We start from the raw sequence: 13,986 nt of genomic DNA, 5'->3' as shown, positions 1-13,986 counted from the left end.
GTATAACCTGGCCAGAAGGAGGCAATATCAATATGATGCACGGCGACAGCAGGGTGATGGTGGTGGTGTGTTTGGCGACAACCAGTTTACCAGCACCCTGTCTGTCAACTTCCACTTTCCCAGGATCCCGCGAAGAACCTGAAAAAGGCCTCTTGACGAGGCCTTTTTGCTGTCTGGTGACACGGGTTGTACCGCTACTCCACCAGGCTCATGCCGGGGATCTGGCGCCAGTAACCGTTGCAGTCCCGCTCCTGCTGCAGGGGCAGGGGGGCCATCCCCTGTTCGTTGGCCTTGAAGCGCTCCAGCATCGTCAGGGTCTCCATGCCTTCGGGCGAGAGGCGCACTACATCCACCAGCCCCTCCATCCCCTTGAGCTCGTTGCCCAGGTTGTAGCAGTAACCGGACTGAGTCTGGATGCCGTTGAGGTTGAACACCTTCTGCCCCTCGCGGCTGCTGGCAAGCCGGCCGGTGGGGTAGTGGATGCAGGCCAGTTCGCAGTTGTCCTTGGGCCGGTCGAGGGAGCGGGCGGTGAAGCAGCGTGCCGAGTAGGCGAGCGGCAGATGACCATAGGCGAACACCTCCACCTCGAACTGCTGGCGCTCCCTGCCCAGATCCTGATTGAGCTGCATCAGCCAGTCGCGGGAGAGCTCCACCGGCATCACCCAGCGCTGCATTCCCTGTTTGAGCAGCATGCGCAGCACGTCGGCGTTGTAGGCGTTGATGGCGGGGCCGCAGACGAACGGCAGCCCGGCTTCACTGGCGAGCTGGACGGCCCCCAGATCGTTGGCCTCGATCATCAGCGCGCCGTTGTCGACCAGCCGCTTGACCTCCTTGAGCTCGGAGGGGGCAGAGATCAGCGCCAGCGTGGAGAGCACCGCCTGCCTGCCGGAGCCCGCCACCTGACGGGCGAGGGCAATCCAGTCATCCACTTTCAGTTCGCGCCGCTTGCTGCAGACGGTTTCCCCCAGATAGACGATGTCGGCCTGGCTGGCGGCGGCCGCCTGATAGAAGGCCTGGGTGTCGGCCTTGGGCCAGTAGAAGAGCAAGGGCCCGAGTGAGAATTTCATGAACAGGGCTCCTTATTGCCACTGGCGATGATAGGCACCGAGGGTGGTCTGGCTCCCCTCGGAGACGCGGGCGAGCTGGGCATCCCACTCAGCCTTGACCTGATAGGCCTCGGGGTTGGCCTGATAGGCGTCGATGGCGGCGCGCCAGACCCGGGTCACCTGCTCCACATAGGCGGGGCTGCGCTGGCGTCCCTCGATCTTGACCGACTGGATGCCGGTCTGGAACAGCTCGGGCAGGAGGCCAAGGGTGTTGAGGCTGGTGGGCTCCTCAAGCGCGTGATAGGTCTGGCCATCCACCTCGAAGCGCCCCTTGCACAGGGTCGGGTAGCCGGCGTTTTCCCCCGGGCCGTAACGATCGATCAGCACCTCGTTGAGGCGGGATTCGAGGCCGCTCGGGGTCTCCTCCCAGCGTACGAACTTGGCCGGTGAGCAGGCGCCGACGGTGTTGGGGCTCTCGCCGGTCATGTAGGAGGAGAGGTAGCAGCGCCCCTCCGCCATGATGCAGAGGCTGCCGAAGGCGAACACCTCAAGGCCGACGTCGGTCTCGCGGGCCAGCTGCCTGACCTGATGCATGGAGAGCACCCGCGGCAGCACCACCCGGCCGACGTTGAAGTGCTGCTGGTAGAAGCGGATGGCAGCGGCGTTGGTGGCGCTGGCCTGGACCGAGACATGCAGCTCCATGTCGGGATGGCGGCGGCTGGCATAATCGAGCACGGCGAGATCGGCGATGATCAGGGCATCGGCACCGAGCGCCACCCCTTTGTCCACGGCCTGCTTCCAGCGGGCATCGGAGCCCGGGTGGGCAAAGGTATTGATGGCGATGTGCAGCTTGCGGCCATGCTGGTGTACATAGTCAACCGCTCTTTCCAGCTTGCTGTCGGTGAAGTTGAGCCCGGCGAAATGGCGGGCGTTGGTGTCATCCTTGAAGCCGATATAGACCGCATCGGCCCCGTTATCCACGGCTGTTTTCAGTGCCGGCAAACTGCCTGCCGGACAGAGTAATTCCATCGGGTACGCTCCGAGAGGGCAAAAAATGCAAAAGTGGCCCGATTGTATTCACCGGCGTCCTTCCACTTTTTGACCTGAGGCAGCTTTGTGTGGCTTTACCCTTCTTGAGGTAAGTGGGCACAAGTTTGATTTCCAACAGGATCATGGCTGCGGCCCTGTGCTTGAATGCGCAAAAAACTGGGAGTTTATCGTGTTTCAACAACTGCAACGTCGCCTGGTCGAACAGGCTCCCCACATTCTGCGCCATCCTCTCAAACTGGTGCCATTTTCCTTGCAGAAGAACCTGATGGAGCGCCTGCTGGCCAGCGTGTTCAAAGAGGCCATCACAGATGGCGACTTTGAATTTCTGGCAGGCAAGTGGCTCAAGGTCGAAGTCTCTGATCTGGAGCTCTGCTGGTTTATCAGCGAGCGGGAGGGAAAATTGGTGGTGGCAAGGAAGTGTGAGCATGCCGATGTCTGTTTCAGCGGCAATAGCCAGGATCTTGTTCTGATCGCTGGGCGCCGTGAAGACCCGGATTCCCTCTTCTTCCAGCGCAAGCTGAAGATTGAAGGGAACACCGAGTTGGGTCTGGAGGTGAAAAACCTGATGGACAGCCTGGATCTGGACGGGCTGGGATTGATGAAATACCCCCTGATGGATCTGGCGACCTTTATCGAGCGGGCCCGCGAGACGCACGTGCCCACTGCCGCGACAATGAGCTGAGCCGTTTTCTTGCCCGAGTGCTGCGGAACAGGTGAACTTGAGCCGCAGTACCCCACTGTCAGCGTGACCACGCAGGGTGGGGATGTATCATCTGTCTGTTTGTGCAGAAATGCCTGGTCGGAAGCGGTGCCAAAATAGCGATTGGTTATGTTACAATTGCGCGCCATTTTTGACTGAAGATTGACTGGGCATGTTGGATCAGATTCGTATCGTGTTGGTAAACACCTCTCACACCGGCAACATGGGATCCGCGGCGCGGGCCATGAAGACCATGGGGCTGACTCAACTGGTGCTGGTCGATCCCCAGGCCCAGCCGGATGAGGAGGCCGTCGCCCTGGCAGCGGGGGCCAGCGATATCCTGGCTCGCGCCCGTATCGTGCCGACCCTGGATGAAGCCATTGCCAACTGTGGTCTGGTCATCGGCACCAGTGCCCGTTCCCGCACCTTGAGCTGGCCCATGCTGGATCCCCGTGAAGCGGGCGAGAAGCTGGTTGCCGAGGGCATGGAGCACCCGGTCGCGCTGGTGTTTGGCCGTGAACGCACCGGTCTCACCAATGACGAACTGCAAAAATGCCACTTCCATGTGGCCATTCCCGCCAATCCAGAATACAGCTCCCTCAATCTGGCCATGGCAGTGCAGACCCTTTGTTACGAGGTGCGGATGCGCTGGCTGGAAGTACAGAACCAGGAGCATTCGGCCCCGGAGGATGAGCGGGTCGAGTACCCAAGCGCCCAGCAACTGGAAGGGTTTTATCAGCATCTGGAGCAGACGCTGCAAAAGACGGGATTCATTGCCGATGACCATCCAGGCCATGTGATGAGCAAACTGCGTCGTCTATTCAATCGGGCCAGACCCGAAGCGGTGGAGTTGAACATCCTGCGGGGCATTCTCACCTCTGTCCAGAAGTCCAGGGTACAGGATTAATCCCGACTGATTTACTCAAGCATATACTTGACTGATTTAGTCGGGTATGTGACCATATGCCACATATTGATTGGTTCGCAAGACGGTAAGGCATATGAGACTGACCTCAAAAGGACGTTACGCGGTGACAGCCATGCTCGACGTGGCGTTGCATGCAGAGCAGGGGCCCGTGCCCCTGGCTGATATTTCAGAGCGCCAGGGCATCTCCTTGTCCTATCTGGAACAACTGTTTGCCCGTCTGCGCAAGCATGGTCTGGTGAGCAGCGTACGTGGCCCCGGTGGCGGCTATCGCCTCGGTCTGGCCCCTGGCGAGATTTCGGTCGGTCAGGTGATCACCGCGGTCGATGAATCGGTCGATGCGACCAAGTGCCTCGGCAAAGGGGGCTGCCACGGTGGTACCCAGTGCCTGACCCACTCCTTGTGGCGGGATCTGAGCGAACGCATCTCCAGTTTCCTGGGGGATATCACCCTGGCCGAGCTGGTTGGTCAGGCCGATGTGCGCCGTATCGCCGGCAAGCAAGATGAACAAATGAAGACCGTGTTGTCCCTGGTTGATCGGGCCGAACGCGGTGATGTGAGCTTGAAAGTCCAACTATAAACGTGCTTTCCACGACGAGTCGCTGTGTGACCCCGTCGTAACGGAGAAAAAGATGAAACTGCCTATTTACCTTGATTATTCGGCAACCTGTCCGGTGGACCCGCGTGTCGCAGAAAAAATGATGCAGTGCCTCACCATGGACGGCCTGTTCGGCAACCCAGCCTCCCGTTCCCACCGTTTCGGCTGGCAGGCCGAAGAGGCGGTGGATCTGGCCCGTAATCAAGTGGCAGAGCTGATCGGCGCGGACCCGCGCGAGATCGTCTTTACCTCCGGTGCGACCGAGTCCAACAACCTGGCCATCAAGGGCATCGCCCATTTCTACGCCGGCAAGGGCAAGCACATCGTCACCTCCAAGACCGAGCACAAAGCCGTGCTGGATACCTGCCGCCAACTTGAGCGGGAAGGCTATGAGGTGACCTACCTCGAGCCCATGCCCAATGGCCTGTTCACTCTAGAGCAGATCGAAGGCGCCCTGCGTGATGACACCATCCTGGTCAGCATCATGCACGCCAACAACGAGATCGGGGTGGTGCAAGACATCGCTGCCATCGGCGAGCTGTGCCGTTCCCGCAAGATCCTGCTGCACGTGGACGCCGTCCAGAGCGTGGGCAAGATCCCGGTCGACGTGGAAGCACTCAAGGTTGATCTGCTCTCCATGTCCGCCCACAAGGTATACGGCCCGAAAGGCATTGGCGCCCTGTATGTGCGCCGCAAGCCCCGTGTTCGTCTGGAAGCCCAGATGCACGGCGGTGGCCACGAGCGCGGCATGCGCTCCGGTACCCTGGCAACCCACCAGATCGTCGGCATGGGGGAAGCCTTCCGCATCGCCAAGGAAGAGATGGCGAGCGAGAGCCAGCACATCATGGCCCTGCGCCAGCGTCTGTGGGATGGCATCAAGAACATCGAAGAAGTCTATATCAACGGGGATCTGGATCAGCGTGTACCGGGTAACCTGAACGTCAGCTTCGCCTATGTGGAAGGGGAATCCCTCATCATGGCACTGAAGGATCTGGCGGTCTCTTCCGGTTCTGCCTGTACCTCGGCCAGCCTGGAACCTTCCTACGTGCTGCGCGCCCTGGGTCTGAACGACGAGCTGGCACACAGCTCCATCCGTTTCAGTATCGGTCGCTTCACCACCGAAGAAGAGATCGACTACGCAATCAAGCTCATCTGCGACTCTATCGGTCGTCTGCGCGAGATGTCCCCCCTGTGGGAGATGTTCAAGGATGGCGTCGATCTGAACACGGTCGAATGGGCACATCACTGATCCTTGCCAGCATGGCAAGGGTCTGGTGAACAACGGAATTAGCAGGAGTTAGATATGGCTTACAGTGAAAAAGTAATCGACCACTACGAGAATCCCCGCAACGTCGGTGGTTTTGACAAGAACGATCCCAGCGTCGCCACCGGCATGGTCGGTGCACCGGCCTGTGGTGACGTCATGAAGCTGCAACTGAAGATCAGCGACGATGGCATCATCGAAGATGCCAAGTTCAAGACCTACGGCTGTGGTTCCGCCATCGCCTCCAGCTCCCTGGTGACCGAGTGGGTCAAGGGCAAGACCCTGGACGAAGCGGCCGGTATCAAGAACACCGACATCGCCGAAGAGCTGGCGCTGCCGCCGGTGAAGATCCACTGCTCCATTCTGGCGGAGGATGCCATCAAGGCCGCCATCGCCGATTACAAGCAGAAGAAAGGTCTTTAAGGTCCGGAGAGCAGTATGGCCATAACCATGACAGATGCCGCAGCGGCGCGGGTTTCCTCCTTCATGATCAACCGGGGCAAGGGCATCGGCCTGCGCCTCGGCGTCAAGACGACCGGCTGTTCTGGCCTTGCCTATGTGCTCGAGTTCGTGGATGAGCTGGCTGCCGAGGATCAGGTGTTCGAGCAGAAAGGCGTCAAGATCATCGTGGATGCCAAGAGCCTGATCCACCTGGATGGCACCGAGCTGGACTTCGTGAAGGAAGGCCTCAACGAGGGCTTCCAGTTCAACAACCCGAATGCCAAGGGCGAATGTGGTTGTGGCGAAAGCTTCAGCGTGTAAGTGGTTCGATTGACCGATCGCCCATGTTTGCAACGCCTCGCAGCCACAAGGGTGAGCCCTGTTGCGGCGAGTCTCTTGTGATCAACACCTTGCTCATCAACACAGTGGTGTGGACGCCAGTCCATGCCACTGCTTTCAAGTTCAAGACGAGTGTGGTTGCACTCCCAGCGCTATTGTCTGAGGATGAAGGATGAATCATTTCGAGCTGTTCGGGCTGGCTGAGGGCTTCGAGCTCGATACTCGCCAACTGGCTGACACCTATCGTCAGTTGCAGACCCAGTTCCATCCCGATCGTTTTGCGACTGCCCCCGAGCGGGAGCAGCTGGCTGCCGTGCAGCGTGCTGCCCAGATCAACGATGCGTTTACCACCCTCAAGACCCCCTTGCGCCGAGCCGAGTACCTGCTCTCCTTGCGGGGCACCGATATTCGCGGCGAGCAGCAGACACTGCAAGATCCTGCCTTTCTGATGCAACAGCTGGAGTGGCGAGAGCGGCTGGCTGATCTCAAGGGCGACGCCGACCCTGAGGGGGCCATCAAGGATTTTCGCCAGGAGATCAGGCATGATCACCAGGCGTTGATGCAACGGCTGGCCGACTCTCTCACCAGGGGTGAGGATCTGCAGGCGGCGGATTGCGTTCGCAAGCTCAAATTTGTCGACAAGCTCCTCGAGGAGCTGGAACGATTCGAAGACTCGCTGTTCGAGTCTTGACCCTCTAACGCAGGAATTGTGATTACCCATGGCATTACTGCAAATTGCCGAGCCAGGCCAGAGCGCCGCGCCTCACCAGCATAAACGTGCCGTCGGCATCGATCTTGGCACCACCAACTCCCTGGTCGCCGCCGTGCGCAGCGGCCAGGCCGACACCCTCTGTGACGAGCAGGGGCGTGATCTGCTGCCTTCCGTGGTCCATTACCAGGCCGATACCATCCGGGTTGGCTTCGATGCCAAGCGTGAGGCGGCCCTCGATCCCCACAACACCATCGTCTCGGTCAAGCGGATGATGGGCAAGGCGCTGGCCGACATCGATACCCGCCAGCAACCCTATCAATTCGTGGCGGCCGACAACGGCATGCCGCAATTGCAGACCCGCCAGGGGCTGGTCAATCCGGTGCAGGTCTCTGCCGAGATCCTGAAAAAACTGGCCGAGCGCGGTGCCGCGTCCCTCGGGGGAGACCTCGACGGCGTGGTCATCACGGTGCCCGCCTATTTTGACGATGCCCAGCGTCAGGGTACCAAGGACGCGGCCAGACTGGCCGGTCTGCACGTACTGCGCCTGCTGAACGAGCCCACCGCGGCGGCCATCGCCTATGGCCTCGACTCCGGCCAGGAAGGGGTGATCGCCGTCTATGACCTGGGTGGCGGAACCTTCGATATCTCCATCCTGCGTCTGCATCGCGGGGTGTTTGAGGTGATGGCCACCGGTGGCGACTCGGCACTCGGTGGTGACGATTTTGACCATCTGCTGGCGGACTGGCTCAAAGAGCAAGCCGGGTTGTCCGGTCAGCTCGATGCCCGTACCCAGCGCGAGTTGCTGGATGCGGCGGCCAGCATCAAGCACGGCCTCACCGATGCCGATGCCGTTACCTGCACCTTTGCCGGCTGGCAGGGTACCGTCACCCGCAGCCAGTTTGACGAGCTGATCCAGCCCCTGGTCAAGCGCACCCTGCAGGCCTGTCGGCGCACCCTGCGCGATGCGGGTCTCGAGCAGGAAGAGGTGCTGGAAGTGGTGATGGTCGGTGGCTCGACCCGGGTGCCGCTGGTGCGCGAGCGGGTGGGCGAGTTCTTCGGCCGCACCCCCTTGACCAGCATCGACCCTGACAAGGTGGTGGCCATCGGTGCCGCCATCCAGGCCGACATCCTGGTGGGCAACAAGCCCGACGCCGAGATGCTGCTGCTGGACGTCATCCCGCTTTCCTTAGGGTTAGAGACCATGGGCGGCCTCGCCGAGAAGGTGATCCCGCGCAATACCACCATTCCGGTGGCCCGCGCCCAGGAGTTCACCACCTTCAAGGATGGCCAGACCGCAATGGCCATCCACGTGGTGCAGGGGGAGCGCGAGTTGGTGGCGGATTGCCGCTCCCTGGCCCGCTTCACCCTGACCGGCATTCCGCCCATGGCGGCCGGCGCCGCCCACATTCGCGTCACCTTCCAGGTGGATGCGGACGGTCTGCTGTCGGTCAGCGCCATGGAGAAATCCTCCGGCGTGCAGGCCGAGATCCAGGTCAAGCCCTCCTACGGGCTGGGGGAAGATGACATCCTCAACATGCTGAGCGCTTCCATCGCCAATGCCCAGCAGGACATGGACGCCCGTATGCTGGCGGAGCAGCAGGTCGAGGCCGACCGGGTGGTCGAGAGCCTCAACGCCGCCCTGGCCGCCGATGGCGAGGCTTTATTGAGCCCCGCCGAGCGGGCCGAGCTGGATGCCGCCATCGCCCATCTGCTGACCATGCGCAGCACGGGCACCACCAACCAGATCAAAGAGGCCATCGAGGCGGCGGATGCTGCCAGTGGCGAATTTGCAGCCCGCCGGATGGATGCCTCCATCCGCAAGGTGCTGACCGGACAAAACGTCAACAAGGTGTGATATGCCAAAACTGATTATTCTGCCCCATCCCGAGCTCTGTCCGGACGGCGCAGCCCTCGAAGGTGCGACCGGTGAAACCATTCTGGATATCGCGCTGCGCAATGGCATCGAGATCGAGCACGCTTGCGAGAAGTCCTGTGCGTGTACTACCTGCCACTGCGTGGTGCGGGAAGGGTTCGACTCCCTCGAGCCGAGCGACGAGCTGGAAGACGACATGCTTGACAAGGCGTGGGGGCTGGAGCCGGAATCCCGTCTCAGCTGCCAGGCCAGACTGGCGGACGAGGATCTGGTGGTGGAACTGCCCAAGTACACCCTGAATCTGGCGTCCGAGCGCCACTGATGACCCCTTAATTACACATGAGTGAATTGCGCGTGCAGCATCTCATGGTGCAGTAATGATATGGTGAAGGCCGTGACCCTTGAGGGAGCGGCCTTTTTTGTGCCCGTGATTTCCCTATTCGTTGATGAAAGTGCCAATAAAAAGGAAGCAAGAGAACATGGCTGACATGATGAACGTAAGGTTGTCGTCCCAGGCTGCCGCCGCCCAGTGGGGCGAGGGTGCCCTGCTCAGTTTCAACGGGGACGAGGCCCATCTCCATCTGGCCGCTGGCCAGGAGAAGGAGGCGCTGCGCGCCATCCAGCGCGGTGCCAGACGCCTCGAGTCGAGCGGCATCAAGCGCATCAAGCTGGTGGGCGAGGGGTGGAATGGGGAGCGTCGTTACGCCTTTGCCCAGGGCTTCTATGCCGCCAAGGGGGTTCGCGAGCTCGATTTTGGTGAACAGAGCGAGCAGGAAGCGGCCGAACTCGCCGCCTTGCTAAAAGCGACCCACTGGGTGCGAGAGGTGACCAACGGCTGCCCGGAAGCCATCTACCCCATGAGCCTGGCGGAGTCCGCTCTGCTGCTCATTCGCAGCCTCGGCGGTGACAAGGTGACCGCCCGCATCACCGCTGGCGAAGCCTTGCGTGAATCGGGTTATATCGGGATCTGGTCGGTGGGCCGTGGCAGCGAGCGCGAGCCGGTGCTGCTGGAGCTCGACTACAACCCGACCGGGGATGCCAACGCCCCCGTGGTCGCGGCGCTGGTGGGCAAGGGGATCACTTTTGATTCCGGCGGCTACTCCATGAAGTCCTCCGACAACATGCTGCCGATGAAGTCCGATATGGGCGGCGCCGCCATGGTGACCGGCGCCCTGGCGCTGGCCATCAGCCGTGGCCTGAACAAGCGGGTCAAGCTCATCCTCTGCTGCGCCGAGAACCTGGTCTCCGGCCACGCCTTCAAGCTCGGCGACATCCTCACTTATCGCAACGCCATCTCGGTCGAGATCCAGAATACCGACGCGGAAGGTCGCCTGGTGCTGGCAGACGGCCTGCTGGCCGCCAGCGAAAGCGGGGCTGCCTACATCCTCGACGCTGCCACCCTGACCGGCGCCGCCAAGACCGCGCTGGGCCGCGACTACAACGCCGTGTTTGCTCTCGATGAGGCGGAGCAGGTGCGCGCGCTGGCTGCCGCCAACGCCGAAAACGAGAAGGCCTGGCCGCTGCCGCTCGAACCCTGGCATGCAGGCCAGCTCACCTCGGCCTTTGCCGAGCTGGGCAATGTGGCATCCGCCGAAGGCACTGCCGGCGCCACCACGGCAGCGGCGTTCCTATCGCGCTTCGTCCGTGACGAAGGCAAGGGCTGGGTGCACCTGGACCTGGCCGCTTCCTATCAGAAGTCGGGCAATGATCTCTGGGCGACCGGGGCCAAGGGCCATGGTCTTCGCACGATTGCCCGCTGGTTGCAGGAGGTGTGCGCATGAACGTCTGGTTGAGCCGAGAGTTTGCACCGGCCGAGTGGGGGGAGGGGGCACTGCTCTCCCACCGTGCCGACGGCATGGTGATCCATCTGGTGAGCGCCACTCCCTTGCTGGATATCCAGCAGGCGGCGCGGCGCCTGTGCAGCCAGGGGATCCAGCAGGTGGTCCTGGCTGGCCACTGGGAGCGGGAGCAGCAGTGGGCCTTTGCCCAGGGGCTGCAGACGCCCAAGGCGGAAGTGGGGTTGCAGTGGGCCACTTCGTCCGAGGAGGACAGGGAGGAGCTGGAGGCGCGCTGGCTGTGCGGGCGCTGGGTGCGGGAGATGACCAACGCCACCCCGGAGCAGTTGGGGCCGCTGGAGCTGGCGGTCGAAGCCGCCGCCTTCCTCACCGAGCTGGCACCGGACCGGATCAGCCATCGCATCCTCAAGGGAGAGGCGCTGCAACAGGCGGGCTGGGTCGGTCTCTATCAGGTGGGTCGTGGCAGTGACCGCGAGCCCGTGATGCTGGAGCTGGATTTCAATCCGGGCAAGGATCCCAAGGCGCCGGTAGCGGCCGCCCTGGTGGGCAAGGGCATCACCTTCGATTCCGGCGGCTACTCCATGAAGACCTCCCAGGGCATGCTGACCATGAAACACGACATGGGCGGTGCCGCCATCGTCACCGGCGCTCTGGCGCTGGCCATTCTGCGTGGCCTCGACAAGCGGGTGAAGCTCATCCTCTGCTGCGCCGAGAACCTGGTATCCGGGCATGCCTACAAGCTGGGTGACATCCTCACCTACAAGAACGGCACCACGGTGGAGGTGGTCAATACCGACGCCGAAGGGCGTCTGATCCTGGCCGACGGCTTGCAACTGGCCGGCGAGTCTGGTGCGCCGCTCATCATCGACGCCGCCACCCTCACCGGGGCGGCCGTGATGGCGCTGGGGGGGCGTTACAACGCCCTGTTTGGACTGGACAAGGGGCTGGTGAGCCGCGCCATGGCCTATTCGGATGCAGAGCAAGAGCCAGCATGGCCGCTCCCGCTGGAGCCCTGGCATCGCCAGCAGTGCCCGTCCCACTATGCCGACACCGCCAACAGCCGCCCCGTGCCGGGCGGCGGACCGGGGGGGGCCTCCAATGCGGCAGGCTTCCTCTCCCGCTTTGTTCCTGATGAGGGAAGAGGCTGGCTGCATGTCGATCTCGCCGCCTGCTTCAGCGAGAACGGCGACAGTCTGTGGGCGCCCGGGGCCAATACCCTGGGGATGCGCACCATCGCCCATACCCTGATGGCGGAGGCGCGCTGAGTCAGTGAACGGCATCACAAGGGCACCTCAGGGTGCCCTTTCCAGTGCTGCTTTGCTGAGCAATTGATACGGTTTTGAGGCATTAGCATGCCGATCGTGCGCAAGCGCACATTTTATCTCTCTTCCCTGGCACAAGATGAGTCACCATGTTGTTTCAAGGATTCTTTTGTTTAACAAAAAGTTGATTTTTTGTGTGTTATTTCGTTTTTTGTTTACGTATAATCGCCGCCGAACATGGATTCCTACAATAAAACTCTGTAGTTAAGGAAAGAACTCAATGGCTATCGAACGTACCTTCTCCATCGTCAAGCCGGATGCGGTCAGCAAGAACCTGATTGGTGCCATCTACAGCCGCTTCGAAAGCGCCGGACTGAAAGTGGTTGCTGCCAAGATGCTGCACCTGACCAGCGAACAGGCCGCCGGTTTCTACGCCGAGCACCAGGGCAAGCCGTTTTATGATGGTCTGGTCGGCTTCATGACCTCTGGCCCCGTCATGGTACAGGTGCTGGAAGGTGAAGACGCCATCCGTCGTCACCGTGAAATCATGGGCGCCACCAACCCGAAAGAGGCCCTGGCCGGCACCCTGCGCGCCTGCTACGCCGAGAGCATCGATCGCAACGCCGTCCACGGCTCCGATGCCCCGGCCTCTGCCGCCCGTGAAATCGCCTACTTCTTCTCCGACGACGAGATCTGCCCGCGCGGCTGATGTTGTCTGCTGGTGACCAAGGGAGCTTCGGCTCCCTTTTGTTTTTTGGTCATCCTACCAATATCCACTTATTCTCCAGGTGGAAAGCTAGACCCATTATTTGTACAATGCCGCCCCCTGACGTAGGTCAGCCGATAATTTATGAAGTGTGTGAGCTGAGGCCCCTGATGAGCGAAACAAAAACCAACCTGCTGGATCTCGACCGGGATGCCATGCGTGCCTTCTTCGTCGAGTTGGGCGAGAAGCCGTTCCGGGCAGACCAGATAATGAAGTGGATCTATCACTTCGGTTGTGATGATTTCGATCAGATGAGCAACGTCAACAAGGCGCTGCGCGAGCGGCTCAAGGCCATTGCCGAGATCCGTGCCCCCGAGATCAGCCGTGAACAGCGCTCCGCCGATGGCACCATCAAATGGGCGCTGCAGGTGGGCGATCAGGAGGTGGAGACCGTCTACATTCCGGAAGCGGACCGCGCGACCCTGTGCGTCTCCTCCCAGGTGGGCTGCGCCCTGGCGTGCACCTTCTGCTCCACCGCCCAGCAAGGGTTCAACCGCAACCTGAAAGTCTCCGAAATCATCGGTCAGGTATGGCGTGCCGCCAAAGTGGTGGGTGGCAAGCGCCCCATCACCAACGTGGTGATGATGGGCATGGGTGAGCCGCTGCTCAACCTCGCCAACGTGGTACCTGCCATGAAGCTGATGATGGATGACTTCGGCTTCAGCATCTCCAAGCGCCGCGTCACTCTCTCCACCTCCGGTGTGGTGCCGGCGCTGGACATGCTGGGCGACCAGATCGACGTGGCCCTGGCCATCTCTCTGCATGCGCCGAACGACCAGTTGCGTTCCGAGATCATGCCGATCAACGACAAGTACAACATCGAGTCCTTCCTTGCCGGGGTACGCCGCTATCTGGCCAAGTCCAACGCCAACGGCGGCCGGGTGACCGTGGAGTATGTGCTGCTCGATCACATCAACGACGACATGCAGCATGCCCATGAGCTGGCCAAGGTTCTCAAGGAAACTCCTTGCAAGATCAACCTGATCCCGTTCAACCCCTTCCCGGGCAACCCGTTTGGCAAGCCGAGCAACAGCCGTATCGACCGTTTCTCCAAGGTGTTGATGGAATACGGCCTGACCGTCATCGTGCGCAAGACCCGTGGTGACGACATCGACGCCGCCTGTGGGCAGCTGGTGGGAGAGGTGATCGACCGCACCAAGCGCACCATGAAAAATCGGATGCAACAGGATGGGATTTCCGTCAAAATGGTTTAA

At 61.2% G+C, this 13,986-nt stretch carries 15 protein-coding genes; 13 read left to right on the top strand and 2 right to left on the bottom strand.

What is annotated here, in order from left to right; translation table 11 throughout:
• Positions 1–194: 194 nt before the first annotated feature.
• Both J9889_RS03850 and J9889_RS03845 read right to left on the bottom strand, forming a co-directional pair.
• On the bottom strand, positions 195–1,067 hold the full coding sequence (locus tag J9889_RS03850; RefSeq protein WP_010675065.1) for a U32 family peptidase: 873 nt from the start codon (positions 1,065–1,067) through the stop codon (positions 195–197).
• Positions 1,068–1,079: 12 nt separating this feature from the next.
• A complete protein-coding gene (locus J9889_RS03845) occupies positions 1,080–2,075 on the bottom strand; it encodes a peptidase U32 family protein (RefSeq protein WP_010675064.1) in 996 nt (331 codons plus the stop codon).
• A gap of 190 nt (positions 2,076–2,265) precedes the next feature.
• On the opposite strand from J9889_RS03845, the gene J9889_RS03840 reads away from it, so the two are divergent.
• From J9889_RS03840 to J9889_RS03780, 13 genes are all read left to right on the top strand, one after another.
• Positions 2,266–2,778, top strand: a complete 513-nt coding sequence (locus J9889_RS03840) for an SCP2 sterol-binding domain-containing protein (protein ID WP_124243926.1) — start codon at positions 2,266–2,268, stop codon at positions 2,776–2,778.
• 190 nt (positions 2,779–2,968) lie between these two features.
• Complete coding sequence (trmJ, locus tag J9889_RS03835) at positions 2,969–3,703, top strand: tRNA (cytosine(32)/uridine(32)-2'-O)-methyltransferase TrmJ (protein ID WP_045524424.1); 735 nt, start codon at positions 2,969–2,971, stop codon at positions 3,701–3,703.
• 94 nt (positions 3,704–3,797) lie between these two features.
• Complete coding sequence (gene iscR / locus J9889_RS03830) at positions 3,798–4,301, top strand: Fe-S cluster assembly transcriptional regulator IscR (RefSeq protein WP_025327241.1); 504 nt, start codon at positions 3,798–3,800, stop codon at positions 4,299–4,301.
• A 52-nt stretch (positions 4,302–4,353) separates the two neighbouring features.
• On the top strand, positions 4,354–5,568 hold the full coding sequence (locus tag J9889_RS03825; protein WP_010675060.1) for an IscS subfamily cysteine desulfurase: 1,215 nt from the start codon (positions 4,354–4,356) through the stop codon (positions 5,566–5,568).
• 54 nt (positions 5,569–5,622) lie between these two features.
• Entirely contained in the window at positions 5,623–6,006 is a 384-nt protein-coding gene (gene iscU, locus J9889_RS03820) for a Fe-S cluster assembly scaffold IscU (protein WP_010675059.1), read from the top strand.
• A 15-nt stretch (positions 6,007–6,021) separates the two neighbouring features.
• Positions 6,022–6,345 carry an iron-sulfur cluster assembly protein IscA gene (iscA, locus tag J9889_RS03815; RefSeq protein WP_010675058.1) on the top strand — a complete coding sequence of 108 codons (324 nt, stop codon included), beginning with the start codon at positions 6,022–6,024 and terminating at the stop codon, positions 6,343–6,345.
• Between the two features lie 190 nt (positions 6,346–6,535).
• Complete coding sequence (gene hscB / locus J9889_RS03810; protein WP_210555991.1) at positions 6,536–7,054, top strand: co-chaperone HscB; 519 nt, start codon at positions 6,536–6,538, stop codon at positions 7,052–7,054.
• Positions 7,055–7,082: 28 nt separating this feature from the next.
• On the top strand, positions 7,083–8,930 hold the full coding sequence (gene hscA, locus J9889_RS03805) for a Fe-S protein assembly chaperone HscA (RefSeq protein ID WP_210555990.1): 1,848 nt from the start codon (positions 7,083–7,085) through the stop codon (positions 8,928–8,930).
• Position 8,931: 1 nt separating this feature from the next.
• Positions 8,932–9,270, top strand: a complete 339-nt coding sequence (gene fdx, locus J9889_RS03800; protein WP_005299781.1) for an ISC system 2Fe-2S type ferredoxin — start codon at positions 8,932–8,934, stop codon at positions 9,268–9,270.
• A gap of 157 nt (positions 9,271–9,427) precedes the next feature.
• Positions 9,428–10,729, top strand: coding sequence for an aminopeptidase PepB (gene pepB, locus J9889_RS03795; protein WP_210555989.1), 1,302 nt, complete (start codon positions 9,428–9,430; stop codon positions 10,727–10,729).
• On the top strand, positions 10,726–12,009 hold the full coding sequence (gene pepB / locus J9889_RS03790) for an aminopeptidase PepB (protein WP_010675054.1): 1,284 nt from the start codon (positions 10,726–10,728) through the stop codon (positions 12,007–12,009). Before pepB (J9889_RS03795) ends, pepB (J9889_RS03790) begins: the two co-directional genes overlap by 4 nt.
• 277 nt (positions 12,010–12,286) lie before the next feature.
• On the top strand, positions 12,287–12,715 hold the full coding sequence (ndk, locus tag J9889_RS03785; RefSeq protein WP_010675053.1) for a nucleoside-diphosphate kinase: 429 nt from the start codon (positions 12,287–12,289) through the stop codon (positions 12,713–12,715).
• A gap of 167 nt (positions 12,716–12,882) precedes the next feature.
• A complete protein-coding gene (locus tag J9889_RS03780; protein ID WP_041213014.1) occupies positions 12,883–13,986 on the top strand; it encodes a bifunctional tRNA (adenosine(37)-C2)-methyltransferase TrmG/ribosomal RNA large subunit methyltransferase RlmN in 1,104 nt (367 codons plus the stop codon).

It is taken from the genome of Aeromonas sp. PrichA-15 (assembly GCF_017939245.1).
Lineage (GTDB): Bacteria > Pseudomonadota > Gammaproteobacteria > Enterobacterales > Aeromonadaceae > Aeromonas > Aeromonas caviae.
This window is presented reverse-complemented; position numbering and strand designations above follow the sequence as displayed.